Genomic DNA, 15,810 nt, shown 5'->3' with positions numbered 1-15,810 from the left:
GAAGGGCTACGGACATCATGACTGTGCAGGACAGTGGCAAGGTCGCGCTGATCACCGGTGCGAGCCGGGGGATCGGTTACGGCATCGCCGAGGCGCTCGTCGCCCGCGGCGACCGGGTGTGCATCACCGGGCGCGGCGAGGACGCGCTGAAGGAGGCCGTCGAGGCGCTCGGTTCCGACCGGGTCATCGGGGTCCCCGGCAAGGCGCACGACGAGGCGCACCAGGCGGCGGCCGTCGAGCGCACCATGGAGGCGTTCGGCCGGGTCGACTTCCTGGTCAACAACGCCGGCACCAACCCGGTCTTCGGACCGATCGCCGAGCTCGATCTCAACGTGGCCCGCAAGGTCTTCGAGACGAACGTGATCTCGGCGCTCGGCTTCGCCCAGCAGACCTGGAAGGCCTGGCAGAAGGAGAACGGCGGGGCGATCGTCAACATCGCCTCCGTCGCGGGTGTCTCCGCCTCGCCCTTCATCGGCGCGTACGGCATGAGCAAGGCGGCCATGGTGAATCTGACCCTGCAGCTCGCGCACGAGTTCGCGCCGGTCGTCCGGGTCAATTCGATTGCTCCCGCGGTCGTGAAGACCCGGTTCGCGCAGGCGCTGTACGAGGGCCGTGAGGCCGAGGCGGCAGCCGCCTATCCCCTGGGCCGGCTCGGTGTCCCGGCGGACATCGGCGGGGCCGCGGCCTTCCTCACGTCGGGCCAGTCCGACTGGATCACCGGACAGACCCTCGTGGTCGACGGCGGGATTTTCCTGAATGCCGGCGTGGGCTGAGATCGGCCTGGGCCGATTTGGCCCTGATTGACTCAAGTGCCCCGCCGGGCCACCGGATTGACCTGGCGGGGCACTGCGGTATGGTCTGCCGACCCATGGCTGATCGAGGAGCGTGCGCGTGTTCTACCGGGCCAGTCTGCAGGCTGCTGCAGCCCTTGCTTCCCTTTCTCTGCTGGCCGGCTGCGGTCTGCTTCCGGGCGGTGGTTCGGACGTGGAACAGAAGCTGGCGGTCGGGACCACCAGCTCGCCGTCCACGCTCGATCCCGCCGCGGCCTGGGACGGCTCCTGGGAGCTGATGCGCAACGTGTTCCAGACCCTGGTGAGCTTCCCCACCGGCAGTACGAGCCCCGAGCCCGACGCCGCCGACAACTGCCGGTTCACGGACCTCACCAGCACCGCCTACCGCTGTGAGCTCCGCCGGGGTCTGAAGTTCTCCAACGGGGACAAGCTCGACGCCGAGGCCGTGAAGTTCTCCATCGACCGGATCAAGTCCATCGGGGTCAAGGGCGGCCCGCTCGGAATGCTCGGCTCGCTCGACCGGGTGGAGACCAAGGGCGACGACGTCGTCATCTTCCATCTGAGCAAGCCGGACGCCACCTTCCCGTTCGTGCTGGCCACGCCCGCCATGTCGCTGGTCGCGCCCAGCGCGTACTCGGCGCACAAGATCCGCGACGACGGCAAGGTGACCGGGTCCGGCCCCTACCTGCTGGACGCCTACAAGGCGGGGGACCGCTCGGAGCTGGTGAAGAACCCCGACTACAAGGGCTTCGCCGACCGCAAGAACGACGCGGTGACCATCCGGTACTTCAAGGACTCCGCCGCTCTGGTCCCGGCCCTCAAGAAGGGCGAGATCGACGCCACCTACCGCGGGCTGTCCGCCGAGGAGGTCGTCGATCTGGAGGACAACAAGGACAAGAACAGCGACCTCCAGCTCGTCGAGACGGTCGGCGCCGACATCCGCTTCCTGGTGTTCAACCCGGACGACCCGGCAGCCGGGAACCCGGCCGTCCGGCGCGCGATAGCCCAGCTCGTGGACCGCGACGCCCTGGTGGCCAAGGTGTACCAGGGGACCGCCGAGCCGCTCTACTCCATGGTCCCCAAGGGCATCGCGGGCCACACGACCAGCTTCTTCGACACCTTCGGCGACCCGGACAGCAAAAAGGCGAAGAAGATCCTCACCAAGGCGGGCATCACCGAGCCCGTCGCCTTGACGTTCTGGTTCACGACCGACCGCTACGGCTCGTCGACGGCGCCCGAGTTCGCCGAACTCAAGCGTCAGCTGGAGGCTTCGGGGCTGTTCAGGATCACTTTGAAGAGCAAGCCCTGGAAGACCTTCCAGGAGGGCTTCACCAAGGGTGAGTACCCCGTCTTCGGCCGAGGCTGGTTCCCGGACTTCCCCGACCCCGACAACTTCATCGCCCCGTTCGTCGGCAAGGACAGCGTCACGGGCCTGCCCTACGTGAAGAACGAGATCACGAACGAGCTGCTGCCCCAGTCCCGCAAGGAGAGCGACCGCGGAGCGGTCAGCCAGGAGTTCGAACGGGCCCAGGAGATCCTGGTCGACGACGTCCGGCTGCTGCCACTGTGGCAGGGCAAGCTCTACGTGGCCGCGCGCGAGGACATCGGCGGTGGTGAGCGCGCGCTGGACCCGCAGACGGTGATGCAGATGTGGGAGCTGTACCGCAAGGCCAGCTGGTAGCGGGCCAGGGCCTGTCCGCCGGACAGGCCCTGAGGGGCCGGGGCCCGTCGTTCCCGGCCCCCGCGGGCTCCCCGGAGTCCGTTGTCAGTGGCCCCCGGTAGGTTCTGAGGCAAGAAACGATTGCTTACCGGAGGTTGTTGACGTGACCGACACCTACCCGCTGCCCGATTCCTGGCGCGGCGTCCTCGGCGAGGAGCTCGAGAGCCCCTACTTCAGGGAGCTCACCGAATTCGTCGAGAAGGAGCGGGCCGACGGGCCGGTCTACCCGCCCCGGGAGCAGGTGTTCGCGGCTCTGGAGGCGACCCCCTACGAAAAGGTCAAGGTCCTGGTCCTCGGCCAGGACCCGTACCACGGCGAGGGGCAGGGGCACGGCCTGTGCTTCTCCGTGCGGCCGGGCGTGAAGACACCGCCTTCCCTGCGCAACATCTACAAGGAGATGAAGGAAGAGCTCGGCCTGCCGGTCCCGGACAACGGATATCTGATGCCGTGGGCCGAGCAGGGCGTGCTTCTCCTCAACGCGGTGCTGACGGTGCGCGCGGGTGAGGCGAACTCCCACAAGGGCAAGGGCTGGGAGAAGGTCACCGACGCCGTGATCCGCGCCGTCGCCGCACGGCCCGACCCGGCGGTCTTCGTGCTCTGGGGCAACTACGCCCAGAAGAAGCTTCCGCTGATCGACGAGGAGCGCCACGTGGTGGTGAAGGGCGCGCACCCCTCGCCGCTCTCGGCGAAGAAGTTCTTCGGCTCGCGCCCGTTCACGCAGATCAACGAGGCGGTCGCGGCGCAGGGGCACCGGCCCATCGACTGGCGCATCCCCGACCTGGGATGAGGGCGCGCCGGAGCCTGAGTGCGGATGTCCGCCGCGGAGGCTAGCGTCGAACCGGCTGTAACCAGACTGAATCGGCATAAATGACGCGATCTGTCAGGTGTTGGCCGGAGGAGGCCGAAGTCGTCGGCCGGACGTGGGCGGGACAGGTTCGAGGGAGACCGCGTGACGGAGCAGCAGCAGGCGTCGCAGGACGTCGTCATGACCAGAATCGGCCAGGCGATCATGTTGCTCCACGGTGGTGACCGGGAGGAGGCCCGCAATCGCTTCGGTGCCCTCTGGGCGGAGATCGGCGAGAGCGATGACGTCCTGCACCGGTGCACTCTCGCGCACTACATGGCCGACACCCAGGACGATCCGGCCGACGCGCTCGTCTGGAACCTGCGGGCCTTCTCGGCCGCGCAGGCACTGACCGGTGAGGGCATGGCCCGGCACCGGGACGCGCTCGCGGTGCGGGCCTTCTTCCCGTCGCTGCATCTCAGCCTCGCGGCGGACTACGTGAAACTGCGGCGCCCCGACGCCGCCCGGATCCACCTGGACCGGGCCCGGGCGGCGTCGGGCGTCCTCGCGGACGACGGGATGGACGACGGGTACGGGGGAGGCGTCCGGGCGGCCATCGGACGGCTGGAGCGGCGGTTGCTGGAGCTCTGACCGCCGGCCGCCTCCTGCGGATCTGCCGTATCAGCGGTGGCCGTATGCGTCGTCGCAGATCCGCGACTGCGGGCTGCCCGCGGGCCAGTGTCCGTACCCCCGGCCGAGCGCACAGACATCCGCCGCGGTGACGGGCGCCCGCAGGGCGGGAACGGGGACGGGCGGCGCGGCCCGGTGCGGCTGCGGGCGGACCTGACGGGGGCGCGGCTGCTGCGGGGGTCGTGGGGACTCGCGCCGCGTCACGGGAGGCGCCGGGACCGCTCGCCGGGAGGCCGAAGGTGAGGGCCTCGGACCGGGTAGCGCTTCCAGGGTGTCGCGTACCGGGGGCTGGACGACCTGCGGGGCCAGGTCCCGCGCCGGCCTGCTGCTCTCCGGGCGCGGCGGTGCGCTCGGCTCCGGTGGTACGGACACACACCCGGACAGGGCCGTGACAGCCACGCCGACCAGGAGTTTCACGGTGGTTCTGGTTCGATGCACCTGATCCACTCTGGGGTGCGGACGGGCCCTCGGGCGAACCGGTGAGCCCGGATTGATCCGCACGAGTGACCCGGTCAGCGTGACGCCCCGCGTGTCGCCGCTTCGGGCGGCTCCGCCCGGCCGGGGGCGTCAGCAGCCCCCAGCATGCCGCTCAACAGTTCGGCGAAGCCGGTGCGCAGTTCCGCCTCGGTCGGGACGGAGCGGTGGTAGGCGCCCGCCGCGCACGAGAACATCAGGCCTTCGCACCAGGCCACCAGGGACAGTGCGTGCCGTTCAGGCTCGGGCGATCCGGCCGCCGCCATGAGTACCTCCAGCGGTTCGCGGAACTGCCGGCCCGTCGCGTCGTAGAACGCTCGCAGTCCGGGGCGGCGCGTGGCCTCCAGGGCGAGCTCGTAGCGGCAGACGAGCAGGTCCGCATGGTGGGTCAGGTAGCGGTGGAGGGCCAGTGCGAGAGCGGCGATCAGGGCGTCGGGGCCCGGGGCGGCGGCCGGTCCGGCCGGCTCGCCGGGCGTGGCCGCGGCGGCGGGCTCCCGTGCGGCTCCGGCTGAGCCGTCCGGTGCCGACGCCGTGCCGCTCGCCGCCCGCCGCTCGCCGGGCACCGGGAGATCCCCCGGTGCGAGCACCTGGGCCTCGCGTTCGGCCAGCCGTCGTACCGTCGCCTCCAGGAGGGACTGTCGGGTGCGGGCGTAGTTGGACGTCGACCCCTGCGGGAGGCCCGCGCGCTCGTCCACCGCGCGGTGGGTCAGTCCTCGCATGCCGCGTTCGGCGAGAAGCGCGAGAGCGGCGTCGGTGATGAGCGTGGCCCGGGAGGAACCGGCGGGAGTGCGTGGGGACATGGGGCCAATCTACTGCTGTCACTACAGCTGTAGTAACGTGGTCGTGTCACTACAGGTGTAGTTGCTGGCGGGAGGAGGAGCCATGGACGCTCCCCGTGCGGTCGTCATTGGCAGTGGAATCGGTGGGCTCACGGCAGCGGTGGCGCTGCACCGTTCCGGCTGGCGGGTCACGGTCCTGGAGCGGGCCGGTTCGCTCGAGCCCGTCGGGGCCGGCATCGGCCTCGCCCCCAACGCCCAGCGCGCGCTCGACGTCATCGGGCTCGGTGACAGGATCAGGTCCCTGGCCGCCTGGCAGGGGGAGGGAGGCATGCGCAGGCCCGACGGCCGCTGGCTCTCCCGGACGGACAGCACCGCCGCCGCCGAGCGGTTCGGCGGCCCGCTCGTCCTCGTCCACCGGGCCACCCTGATCGACTGCCTCGCCTCCGGGCTGCCCGAATCGGCCCTCCGCACCAGCTGCCCCGCCTACCTCGTGGACCCGGGCGTCGCAGGAGGCAGGCGCGCCATGATTCGGACGTCGGACGGCACGATCGAGGCGGATCTCGTCGTCGGCGCCGACGGCATCCACTCCGCCGTACGCGGGGCTCTCTTCCCGGACCACCCTGGCCCGTCCTACGCCGGATTCACCACCTGGCGCGTCGTCGTCCCCGCACCCCCCGAGCCCTTCGCCCCGCACGAGACATGGGGCCGCGGCGCCCTCTGGGGCACCCAGCCGCTCAAGGACGGCCGCACCTACGCGTATGCCGCGGCCGCCACCCCGGCCGGGGAACGCGCCGACGACGAACGGGCGGAACTGCTGCGCCGCTTCGGCGACTGGCACGCCCCGGTCCCGGCGATCATCGCCGCCGCCCGGCCCGGGGGCCTCCTGCGCAACGACGTGTACCAAATGACCCGACCGCTGCCCGCCCACCACCGCGGCCGCACCGTCCTCCTGGGCGACTCCGCCCACGCGATGGCGCCCACCCTGGGTCAGGGGGGCAACCAGGCCATCGAGGACGGGATCGTTCTCGCCCACCACGTGGCACCGGGCGCGGACCTTGGCGCGGGCCTGGCCGGATACACCGCCGACCGGCTGCCGCGGACCACCGCCGTCGTCCGCAAGGCCGCACAGGTCAGCCGGCTGATGCGCCTGACCTCCGCCCCCGCCGTCGCCGCACGGGACTTCGTGATGTCCAGGCTCTCCCGGCTCGGGCCGGGGCTCGTCCTGCGCACCTTCGACGGCATCGCCGACTGGCGGCCGCCACAGCACACGTATGCTGCCCGGACGAAGGACGCGCGTGCCCTGCCGCGGCCGGTCTCCACAAAAGATCACCGTGACGTGCCGCGCTGAACAGCGAGAAGGAGACCCTGTGAAGGTCGGCTGCATCGGGCTCGGCGACATCGCGCAGAAGGCGTACCTGCCGGTGCTCACCACCCTGCCGGGGGTCGAACTGCATCTGCAGACCCGCACCCCCGCCACCCTGGCATCGGTCGCCGCGGCCCACCGCATTCCCGCCGGGCAGTGCCACACCGACCTCGACTCGCTGCTCGCCCAGGGCCTGGACGCGGCGTTCGTGCACGCCCCGACCGCCGTGCACCCGGAGATCACCGCCCGACTGCTCGAAGCGGGCGTCCCCACATACGTCGACAAGCCGCTGGCCTACGAACTCGCCGATTCCGAGCGCCTCGTGGAGCTGGCCGAGGCACGCGGTGTCGCCCTGGCCGTCGGCTTCAACCGCCGGGTCGCGCCCGGCTACGCGCAGTGTGTCGAGCACCCGCGTGAGCTGATCCTTATGCAGAAGAACCGGGTCGGGCTGCCGGAGGAGCCGAGGACCATGATCCTCGACGACTTCATCCACGTGGTCGACACCCTGCGCTTCCTGGCGCCGGGCCCGGTCGAGCACACCGTCGTCCGGGCCAGGATCCGTGACGGCCTGATGCATCACGTCGTGCTCCAGCTGTCCGGGGACGGCTTCACCGCCATCGGGGCGATGAACCGGCTCAGCGGCTCGACCGAGGAACGGCTGGAGGTCTCGGGCCAGGACTCCAAGCGCGAAGTGGTGAACCTCGCCGAGGTCATCGACCACAAGGGCCAGCCGAGCCTGCGCCGGCGTGGCGACTGGGTGCCGGTGGCCCGTCAGCGCGGTATCGAGCAGAGCGTGCTGTCGTTCCTGGACGCCGTCCGGGCCGGAAAGCTGCTGAGCGCCCGGGATGCCCTGGAGACGCACGAGCTGTGCGAGCGCGTCCTGCGGGACCTGGACTGCGCGTAGCGCGCGTCAGGCCCGCCTGCTTCGGGTCCGCCTGCCTCAGGCCCACCTGCTTCGGGTCCGCCTGCTTCGGCCCACCTGCTTCGGGTCCGCCTGCTTCGGCCCACCTGCCTCGGGTCCGCGGGCCTCGGGTCCGCGCGCCTGCGGTCGGGACACCCGGAGCCCGCACCGCCGGAGATCCGCAACCCGCCCGAGACCGAGCCGGCTCACTGCGGCGCCGGCCCCGCCGGGGTCTCCTCGGCCGTACGGGCGGAGCCCACCGCCGCCGAGCCGCCGGCCGGAAGCGGCGCGGGGACTGCCCCCACCGCCCCCACCGCCCCCATCCGCCCGACCGCCCCGGGCCTGCGCACGGCCCGCAGGCCCTCGACGGCACAGAAGGCCGCCAGCACGCCCAGCGCGCCGTACAGCGGCCAGTCGCCCAGCCGGACGTACAGCGTCGTGCCACGGGCCAGGGGTACGTCGTATACCGCGGCCGCGCGCGTGTCCGTACCGAGCGGAGCCCCGACGCGCTGCCCCTGCGGGCCGTACACCGCACTGACGCCCGTGAGCGTCGCGTGCACCATCGGGCGGCCGTTCTCGGCGGCCCGCAGCGCGCCCAGCGAGGCGTGCTGGCCGGGTGCCCAGCCGTTCTGGAACGAGGACGTGGACGACTGGGCGATCAGGAGCCGGGCACCGTCACGGGTCAGCCGCCTGCTCATGTCGGGGAACGCGGACTCGAAGCAGACCAGCGGACCGATGCGCAGGCCGCGCGCGCCGGGCGTCGTCATCGTCACCGGCCCCGCGCCGCGCAGCCGGTCCTCGCCCGCCGCCTTGCCCATCGAGGTGGCCCAGCCGAGCGCCGAGCGGGCGGGAATGTACTCCCCGAACGGGACCAGGCGCATCTTGTCGTAACGGTCCCCGGTCAGCCCGTCCGGGCCCACCAGCACGGCGCTCTTGAAGATGCCGGTCCGGCCCGTCGCGTCGGTCTGACGGGCATCCACGTTCACCAGCACGTCCGCGCCCACCAGACGCGACAGCGCGGCGATCCGCGCGGTGACGTCGGGCCGCCGGGCCGGATCGACGCCGACGCTGCTCTCGCCCCACACGACCAGATCGAGCTCCCGGCCCGCCAGCGAGCGCGTCAGCTCCTCGCTCCGCGCGAAACGGCGCTGCACGCTGCCCGGCCCCTCGACGACACCGGGCTGCACGACGGCGATCCGGGCCGTCCCCGAGCGTTCGGGCTGCGGCGCCCACACCCCCACCGACCCCACGGCCACGGCGCCCACGACGAGCGTGCCGACGCCCGCCCCGCGGGCGGCGGGGGCCGTGAGCAGCAGGGCGAGCACCGTGTTCACAGCGACGACCAGCAGGCTCACCAGCCACACCCCGCCCACCGACGCAAGCCTGAGCGCGGGCGTCACCTGCCACTGACTCGCTCCGAGCAGCCCCCAGGGGCCGCCGAGCCCTTCCCAGGACCGGACCGCCTCGATCATCAGCCATCCGCACGGGACCACGATCACGGCCGCCACGACGCCCGCCCCGGACGCCCGCCCGCGCAGGAGCCGGAAGACCAGAAGCCCCCACGGGGCCCACAGCAGACCGAGCAGGGCCCCGAGCACCACGATGAACACATGCAGGCTCGGCATCAGCCAGTGGTGGACCGCCAGCATGTAGCCCGTCCCGCCGAGCCAGCCGTCGAGCGCCGCCCTGCGCCCCGTGCCGGCGGACCGGATCAGCAGCAGCAACGGGACCAGGGCGGCGTACGCGAACCACCACAGTCCCGGCGCGGGGAAGGCGAGCGCGGGCAACGCGCCGGCCAGAAGGGCGGCGCCTGCGCGCCGCGGGGCCGAGCCGAGTATCCGCCCGCCCCACGCGTGCCCCACGGAACCGCTCGGCATACCGCGCCTCCTCGTCCTGCCAGGCGGCAGGCATCATCCGGAACCCGTTCCTGCTGTTTGTTCCCCCAGTGTGGGGCAGCCGAAGCGGGCCGGAGCGGATCACCCGGCGAGGGACCCCGGCAGGTTCCGCCACTTCTCATGAACCGTCACGCTCTCGATCCGCCAGCCGCCGTCGGTACGCAGCAGTTCGAAGGCGTAACGCCCGCCGGAGACGAAGTTCGGAGCGGCGGGACGGTCCTCGGAACGGGCGCCCTCGCTCACGAGCCGCATGGGGTTGACGTAGTCGGCCTGCACCCGGGCGCGGTCGCCGGGATAGCCGCCGAGGTCCTGGAGGTCCAGACGCCGGTTGACGATGAGGTGCTGCCGTACGGGAAACATCCGCATCGTCTCGGACAGCCACTGCGCGACATCTCCGGCGGGGCCCTCGATGCCGCCCGCGGTGCGGTAGTCGGCGCGGCCGTCCGCGGTGAACAGGGCCAGGTAGTCCTTCCACGCACCGTCGTCCACCGCCACCGCGTAGCCGGTGATCACTGCGTCGATGGAGAGCCGGTCCATCACGGTCGAGAGGTCCACACGCTGCGTCATCGGGTCAGTGTGGGCCCACGGACGCCAGGGGCCAAGTGCCGTGCGGTGCCCGGCACGGCGGACGGCCGCGGCCGGTTGTCCTCGTCGGGCGGTGCGCCTGCACTTATGCTCGCGGAATGGAGCAGAGCGAAGTCGTGAAACGTGTGATCGGCATCCTCACCGAAGCGGGCGAGATGCGCCGCCTCTTGGAGGAGGACCCGGACCGTGACGACCCCAGCACCGATTCGACCGTGGTGACCGCCCTTCTCAACGAGACGATGCCACGGATCGCGATCCCCGAGGACGCCACGATCGAGGATGTGGTGGTCCTGGTCGGCCGGGAGGTCGGGGGCGCGGTGGAGCAACTCGTCGGCGCGTTCACCCTGGCGTTCGCGATGCTGGCGCAGGTGCACGACTCGGGACAGACGGACGTGTCGTCCGCCGACGTGCTCCAGGACCTCGCCCTGCGGGCGGAACAGTTCGGCGCCGAGGGACCGGGAGACCCGGGAGAGCCGGAGGTGTAGGCGGGCGGCGGACCGGACGGCCGCGCACGGATGCAGGTGCGTCGCCGGTCGGGCCGCTGTGGATCCCCGTGAGCGTCAGCCGACGCCGGCCGATCTGGCGCGCCACTTCGGAGCCCACGAAGCGAAGACGGCGGAACTCCTGCGGACGCTCGAGGACCGCGGCATGGCGGCACCGGCGGGCAGCACCGCCGAGGGCGTCAGCAGCCGCATGCAGCTCGGCCGGCACGCGTACGAACAGAGCTGGGTCACACGCTGAACGCGCGGAGCCGGTCGCGCTCCCCACCTCGGCGCGACCGGCCCCCGCTCCACCTGACGTCACTCAGGCCGAAGGCGACAGTGTTGCCGCGTCGGCCTTCACGGAGTCGGTCAGCCATTCCTGCGTGGTGCCGGAGAGCGTCACCGCGACGGGCCGCCCCGCCCGTACGTCACCGCGCATGCCGGTGGCGACGCCGTAGTCGGGCAGCGGCATCGGCACATCGGCGGAGCCCTTGGGGGAGTTGGCGGGGATCTGCCCGGAGGGGAAACCCCACTCGGTGGGGGTGCGGGTCGACAGATGCCAGGTGTCCGCAGGGCGCGTGGCGTCCATCACCATGCAGAGGACAGGTGTCGGCCGCGCGGGATACTGCTGCTCATGCGCGTCGACTTCGATCCTCGGACCATGCCGTCCTCGGCCTTCTACCGGTTGCTCACCGCCGTGGTCGTCCCCCGGCCCATCGCGTGGATCTCCACCGTCACCCCGGACGGCGAGACGGCCAATCTGGCCCCCCACTCCTTCTTCACGATCGCCTGCGTCAGCCCGCCCGTCGTGCAGTTCACCTCGGTCGGGCGCAAGGACACCCTGCGCAACATCGAGGCGACGGGCTCCTTCGTGGTGAACTTCGCCCCGGAGCACCTCTTCGAGCAGATCAACGCCACGGCGACCGACTTTCCGCGCGGCGTCAGCGAGTTCGAGGCCGTGGGCATCGCGCAGGAGCCCAGCCTACGGGTGAAGCCGCCGCGTGTGGCGGGATCGCCGGTCGCGCTGGAATGCGAGCTGCACAGCACGGTCCTGCTCGGCGACTCCACCGTCGTGTTCGGCCGGGTCCTGCACGCCGCGGTCGACGAGGACGTCATGACGGACGGGCATCCGGAGGTCACCGCGCTGCGCCCGCTGACCCGGCTCGGCAAGGACGAGTGGGGCACCTTCGGAGGCGTCCGGGAGATCTCCCGCGTCCCGTACACCCGGTGGCAGGAGGACAGCGACGCCCGCCGACGCGGCTGAGCAGACGAATGACGAGCGGCCCGGGCGACGGTGCCGACAGCCCGGCCCGCGACAACGGATACTCTCAGCATGCCTCGTCGGATACCGGTGCCCTGGTGGGTGTGGGGCCGGGACGGTGCCACACCCCGTCGCCGCCGCGTTCCGAGTTCCGGACGGCGTCCCGGGGTCCTCATAAGCAACTGCGAAGCAACAGGAGACCCGATGGCTGATACCCCGCCCCGCCAGGTGCAGCGGCGCTCGGACGAGAGCGAGGCGGGCTCGGCGTCCGAGGCCCCCGGCCGTGTCGAGGCCATGCCGACACCGCGCTACCAGGGGCTGTTCGTCGAACCCGATCTTCCGCCCTTCGTCGAGACCGAGTGACACCGCCCGAGTCGAGGCCCGCGCTGCCCCCGTACCCGCTCAGGCGGGGCGGGGGCAGCGCGGTATCCGGTGCTCCCGCCGCGGCTCAGGCGGCCGCGAAGTCATGGGCGGCGGCGCCCTGCCATTCGACGAGGGACGGGGTGTCGAGGGCCCGCGCCGGGTCCGCCATCCCGGCGTCGGCGAGGAACACGATGACATCGTGATCGCTGTGGGCGAGCCCGAGCCTCTCCTCGCGGCCGGCGATGTGCACGGTGACGAGCCGTGCGCCGGACGGTGTCGGTCGGTGGATCACAATCGGGGGAGTAGCCATACATCCAGCGTGGCCCCGGGCGCCCTCGCCCGCATCCGGTTCGGAGACGGGCGGGCCGCAGGGCCTCCCTGGGTCGCGGGAGGTCGCCGTGGGACGTACACAGAAGGTATGAGCGAGGACCGGACGACATGGCACTCGGGCGAGATCGTGCCCGAGAGCGGAATCTACGAGTGCGACTGCGGTGCGGGCCACCACTGGAGTACGGACGTGAAGGGGCACCGTTTCCCGCCGTTCCCTGCGGGCTGTACGGGCCGTGCATGGGCGCTGAAGACAGACGCGCACCCGGACCACTGAACCGGTCCAGGGGGCGCGGCGCCTGCCGGCCCGCGGCAAGCGACGCCCACGTGAAGCTGCCCCGTTCCGCCGGAGAACGTCGCACCGGTGAACCAGACCGCCCTGCCGGAGAACGCCGCCTCCCGGCCCTTGCCGGTGGGCCCCGGTACACCGAAAACCGGATGTTCCGGGCCCAGCAGGATGCCGGGTTCGACGACTGGACCCTCGCCCAGTGCCGGGTTTTCCAACGGGTCGCCCTGGACGGTTCGCGCCTCACGGACCTCGCTGACCAGGCGCAAATGAGCAAGCAGAGCGCCGGCGTGCTGGTCGACCAGCTGGAACGCCTGGGCCAGGCCGTGTTTTAGAAGTCCCCGTGTAGCGGCGTTCGGCGCGTGTTCTCGGTGTGCCGGGCGTCGCGACGGTGTGGGTCAATACACCAAGGCCCCGGGCCGCCGTCCGGGCCCTGCTGGAGCACGGCTTCGCGGACCTGAAGTGTTGGCGCACGCTGGTCACAGCCCGCCCCGCAAGTCGTCTCAAAGAGACGCCTATTGATCTTTTCGTACCTGCAAATTGGTTGACATGCCGGGGTGGAATGTCGGACGTTCAGCCGTGACCCACCGATGCGCCACTGGGACGGAGAGACGGCACACAGATGACTTTCAGAGGAGGGAACGCGAAGCCAGAGCGCGGGAGGCGCGCGGCGGCGCCTGCTGCAGTGGACGCGGGCTCGCGGTATGAGTTGAGTCAACTGGTCTCCGTGAAGAGCGTTTCGGAGCAGGTGCACACCGCAGGGCGGATAAGGGACCTGGGGAAGACGGTGCAGTTCAGTTGGCCTGGGGTGTACTTCGAGGGCCGCTTCCGCGGGACTGGCCTCGGGGTGGTACTCGAGTGCGCGGCCGCCGACTACGACGTCCAGGTCGACGGGGCCACCGTCGCCACGCTGGTCGCACCCGGTGACACCACACACTGGATCAACGGCCTGCGGGACGGCGAGCACACGGTCCGGGTCGTCAAGCGCAACGACACCCCGGGGGAGACCAGCACGTTCGGAGGTTTCGTCGCCGCGCCCGGGGGCGCCGTACTGAGCAAGCCGGCGCCCCGGGACCGCCAGATCGAGTTCATCGGGGACTCCATCACCGTGGGCTACGGCAATATGTCGGGCACCAGCGACTGCAACCCGGAGCAGGTCAAGCGGAACACCAACAGCGACGTGAGCCACGGTGCCCTCACTGCCCAGCAGTTGGACGCCGATTACCAGATCAACGGCTTCTCCGGCCTCGGCATGGTGCGCAACGTGGCCGGCATCATCCCGGACGTCACGTACCGGACCTACTACGACCGCGCCCTGCTGAACGTGGAGGGCGACGTCTGGCAGAACCCGGGGACGTGGCGCCCTCAGATCGTGGTGGTCAACCTCGGCTCCAACGACTTCACCGACCTCACCCCCGGTGAACCGTGGACGCCCGACAGCCTCGCGGCCACCTACCGCACCGCCTACGGCGAGTTCCTCCGGAAACTGCGGACGCGCTACGGTGCCAGCACCACCCTCGTGGCCGTCGGCTTCGACAGAAACGCCGAGCACGTGCGGCAGGTAGTCGAGGCGTGCAACGACGCCGGCGACAGCGGGGTCCACTACTGGTTCCTCGATCAGACGGGCCTGGACTTCCTCGGATGCGACGGGCACACCTCGGCTCACGATGACCGGGTGATCGCCGACCGGCTTGCCCCGTTCCTCAGCAGTCTGCCGACGGGATGGTGAGGGAGACTTGATCACCTGGGTCGAGGGCAGCACGGGCGAAGGTCCCGCGCTTGCAGCCTGGTCAGTACCGACGACCAGACCCCATCGCGTTGCCAGCGGCGGAAGAGCCCGTAGACCGTCTGCCACGGACCGTATTCCGCCGGCAGATCCCGCCACGGGGCCCCGGTCCGAACCCGCCAGCGGATCCCGTTGATCAGCTTCCGCTGGCACACCGACGGCCTGCCCAACATCGCGACCGGCAGCAACGGGCACAACACTGCCCACTGATCATCAGAAAGATCCCCTCGCCCCACACCGAGATCATCACGGTACGAGGCGAGACACGGGAGCCACTTCCAAAACACGGCCCAGGTCCGCCGGGTCCCCGACCCTACGGACGGCCGTGCCCGGCTGATCGTGATCGAGGAGCGCGGCAAGCGGGCGGTCGAGGCGGCCTCGGCGACACTCGACGAGATCCCGAGCGGGGCGAGCTCATCGACAGCAGGAGCCATGGTCGAAATGGCGCGGCCGTCGCCCCGGCTCAGCCGGTCAGCCCGGCTTGACCGCCCGCGTCGCGAAATAGCTCGACAGGTAGGGGGCGGATGCGTTGGATTTGTCCGGTGCTTCCGCGAAGCCGGTGACGACGAACCCCGCGGCGATTTGCCCGCCGATCTGGTCGGTGAGGGTGTGACCGTATTCGAGCGCGGCATCCGCGCCGAACCTCGCGGCACGCTCCTCGGCGGAGTAGTGCGTGACATCGCTGTAGGGCAGCTTGTGCACGACGACCAGCTCGCCGCGCTCGTCGAGGGCCTCGTGGTCGAACAAGTACACATCAGGGTTGAGGAAGCCCGCGAGCAGGGTTCCGCCCGGTCGCAGGACGCGGAAGCACTCACGCCACACCGGTGCCACGTCGGGTACGAACAGGTTCGAGACCGGGTGGAACACCACATCGAATGCTGCGTCGCCCAAGGCGCCGAGGTCGCCCATGTCACCCAGAACGGTGCGCAGTTCGAGTCCGTCGCGCGCCGCCACCATCCGGTCCTGGCCGAGCTGGCGGGGCGAGTTGTCGTACACGGTGACCCTCGCCCCCGCGGCGGCGAGGATCGGACCCTGCTGGCCGCCACCGGAGGCCAGGCACAACACGTCCGTGGCGGTCAGGTCCGGCGGCAGCCAGGAGCGGTCGACCGGCTCACGCCCGACGAGAACGACCGACCAGTCGCCCCTGCGGGCGCGCTCGACGTCATCGGCGCTCACCGGTCGCGACCACTCGTTGCCCTTCTGGACGTACTTGTCCCAGGCTGCCCGGTTGTGGGCGCTCGGGTCGACGGCATCGTCCTGCACGTCCAACTCCCTGCTTCAGTCAAGTGGACACGGCCGGCACCTGCGAGCGGCTCCAGCCGC

General features: G+C 71.1%; 19 protein-coding genes and 1 pseudogene. 13 read left to right on the top strand and 7 right to left on the bottom strand.

The window, feature by feature from the left end; genetic code table 11:
* The first annotated feature begins 17 nt into the window (after positions 1–17).
* From ABTX18_RS31405 to ABTX18_RS31390, 4 genes are all read left to right on the top strand, one after another.
* A complete protein-coding gene (locus ABTX18_RS31405) occupies positions 18–773 on the top strand; it encodes an SDR family oxidoreductase (protein ID WP_352126185.1) in 756 nt (251 codons plus the stop codon).
* A 118-nt stretch (positions 774–891) separates the two neighbouring features.
* Positions 892–2,472 carry an ABC transporter substrate-binding protein gene (locus tag ABTX18_RS31400; protein ID WP_352126184.1) on the top strand — a complete coding sequence of 527 codons (1,581 nt, stop codon included), beginning with the start codon at positions 892–894 and terminating at the stop codon, positions 2,470–2,472.
* Between the two features lie 142 nt (positions 2,473–2,614).
* On the top strand, positions 2,615–3,298 hold the full coding sequence (locus tag ABTX18_RS31395) for a uracil-DNA glycosylase (RefSeq protein ID WP_352126183.1): 684 nt from the start codon (positions 2,615–2,617) through the stop codon (positions 3,296–3,298).
* Between the two features lie 162 nt (positions 3,299–3,460).
* Complete coding sequence (locus ABTX18_RS31390; protein WP_352126182.1) at positions 3,461–3,946, top strand: hypothetical protein; 486 nt, start codon at positions 3,461–3,463, stop codon at positions 3,944–3,946.
* A gap of 551 nt (positions 3,947–4,497) precedes the next feature.
* Here ABTX18_RS31390 and ABTX18_RS31385 read toward each other — a convergent pair.
* Entirely contained in the window at positions 4,498–5,259 is a 762-nt protein-coding gene (locus ABTX18_RS31385; RefSeq protein ID WP_352126181.1) for a TetR/AcrR family transcriptional regulator, read from the bottom strand.
* 82 nt (positions 5,260–5,341) lie between these two features.
* Here ABTX18_RS31385 and ABTX18_RS31380 point away from each other — a divergent pair, with 82 nt between their 5' ends.
* Together ABTX18_RS31380 and ABTX18_RS31375 are read left to right on the top strand one after the other, a co-directional pair.
* Entirely contained in the window at positions 5,342–6,586 is a 1,245-nt protein-coding gene (locus ABTX18_RS31380) for an FAD-dependent monooxygenase (RefSeq protein ID WP_352126180.1), read from the top strand.
* Between the two features lie 19 nt (positions 6,587–6,605).
* Positions 6,606–7,505, top strand: coding sequence for a Gfo/Idh/MocA family protein (locus ABTX18_RS31375; RefSeq protein WP_352126179.1), 900 nt, complete (start codon positions 6,606–6,608; stop codon positions 7,503–7,505).
* 203 nt (positions 7,506–7,708) lie between these two features.
* On the opposite strand, the gene lnt is transcribed toward ABTX18_RS31375, so the two are convergent.
* Together lnt and ABTX18_RS31365 are read right to left on the bottom strand one after the other, a co-directional pair.
* Entirely contained in the window at positions 7,709–9,379 is a 1,671-nt protein-coding gene (gene lnt, locus ABTX18_RS31370) for an apolipoprotein N-acyltransferase (RefSeq protein WP_352126178.1), read from the bottom strand.
* Positions 9,380–9,478: 99 nt separating this feature from the next.
* Positions 9,479–9,964, bottom strand: coding sequence for a nuclear transport factor 2 family protein (locus ABTX18_RS31365; protein ID WP_352126177.1), 486 nt, complete (start codon positions 9,962–9,964; stop codon positions 9,479–9,481).
* 116 nt (positions 9,965–10,080) lie between these two features.
* On the opposite strand from ABTX18_RS31365, the gene ABTX18_RS31360 reads away from it, so the two are divergent.
* Together ABTX18_RS31360 and ABTX18_RS31355 are read left to right on the top strand one after the other, a co-directional pair.
* Entirely contained in the window at positions 10,081–10,467 is a 387-nt protein-coding gene (locus ABTX18_RS31360; RefSeq protein WP_351395384.1) for a hypothetical protein, read from the top strand.
* Between the two features lie 58 nt (positions 10,468–10,525).
* Entirely contained in the window at positions 10,526–10,723 is a 198-nt protein-coding gene (locus ABTX18_RS31355) for a helix-turn-helix domain-containing protein (protein ID WP_352126176.1), read from the top strand.
* Positions 10,724–10,786: 63 nt separating this feature from the next.
* On the opposite strand, the gene ABTX18_RS31350 is transcribed toward ABTX18_RS31355, so the two are convergent.
* Positions 10,787–11,053, bottom strand: coding sequence for a hypothetical protein (locus tag ABTX18_RS31350; RefSeq protein ID WP_352126175.1), 267 nt, complete (start codon positions 11,051–11,053; stop codon positions 10,787–10,789).
* 45 nt (positions 11,054–11,098) lie between these two features.
* Here ABTX18_RS31350 and ABTX18_RS31345 point away from each other — a divergent pair, with 45 nt between their 5' ends.
* Both ABTX18_RS31345 and ABTX18_RS31340 read left to right on the top strand, forming a co-directional pair.
* Positions 11,099–11,728 carry a flavin reductase family protein gene (locus tag ABTX18_RS31345; protein WP_352126174.1) on the top strand — a complete coding sequence of 210 codons (630 nt, stop codon included), beginning with the start codon at positions 11,099–11,101 and terminating at the stop codon, positions 11,726–11,728.
* Between the two features lie 201 nt (positions 11,729–11,929).
* Entirely contained in the window at positions 11,930–12,088 is a 159-nt protein-coding gene (locus ABTX18_RS31340; protein WP_168713581.1) for a hypothetical protein, read from the top strand.
* A gap of 85 nt (positions 12,089–12,173) precedes the next feature.
* Here ABTX18_RS31340 and ABTX18_RS31335 read toward each other — a convergent pair whose 3' ends face one another.
* A complete protein-coding gene (locus ABTX18_RS31335) occupies positions 12,174–12,398 on the bottom strand; it encodes a hypothetical protein (RefSeq protein ID WP_136326307.1) in 225 nt (74 codons plus the stop codon).
* Positions 12,399–12,506: 108 nt separating this feature from the next.
* On the opposite strand from ABTX18_RS31335, the gene ABTX18_RS31330 reads away from it, so the two are divergent.
* The 3 genes from ABTX18_RS31330 (at position 12,507) to ABTX18_RS31320 (ending at position 14,430) form a co-directional block, all read left to right on the top strand.
* Positions 12,507–12,692: a hypothetical protein gene (locus ABTX18_RS31330; RefSeq protein ID WP_352126173.1), complete on the top strand. Its 186-nt coding sequence runs from the start codon at positions 12,507–12,509 to the stop codon at positions 12,690–12,692.
* A 161-nt stretch (positions 12,693–12,853) separates the two neighbouring features.
* Positions 12,854–13,036, top strand: coding sequence for a hypothetical protein (locus tag ABTX18_RS31325; protein WP_352126172.1), 183 nt, complete (start codon positions 12,854–12,856; stop codon positions 13,034–13,036).
* Positions 13,037–13,428: 392 nt separating this feature from the next.
* Positions 13,429–14,430: an SGNH/GDSL hydrolase family protein gene (locus ABTX18_RS31320; RefSeq protein ID WP_352126171.1), complete on the top strand. Its 1,002-nt coding sequence runs from the start codon at positions 13,429–13,431 to the stop codon at positions 14,428–14,430.
* A gap of 44 nt (positions 14,431–14,474) precedes the next feature.
* On the opposite strand, the pseudogene ABTX18_RS35915 reads toward ABTX18_RS31320, so the two are convergent.
* Together ABTX18_RS35915 and ABTX18_RS31310 are read right to left on the bottom strand one after the other, a co-directional pair.
* A pseudogene (locus tag ABTX18_RS35915) lies at positions 14,475–14,723 on the bottom strand (transposase); the annotation flags it as partial.
* A 235-nt stretch (positions 14,724–14,958) separates the two neighbouring features.
* Entirely contained in the window at positions 14,959–15,750 is a 792-nt protein-coding gene (locus ABTX18_RS31310; RefSeq protein WP_352126169.1) for a class I SAM-dependent methyltransferase, read from the bottom strand.
* Positions 15,751–15,810: the final 60 nt, after the last annotated feature.

The organism is Streptomyces sp. NPDC096323, assembly GCF_040302845.1.
Lineage (GTDB): Bacteria > Actinomycetota > Actinomycetes > Streptomycetales > Streptomycetaceae > Streptomyces.
Note: the sequence above shows the minus strand (reverse complement) of the source record. Positions and strands in the feature narration are given on the sequence as shown.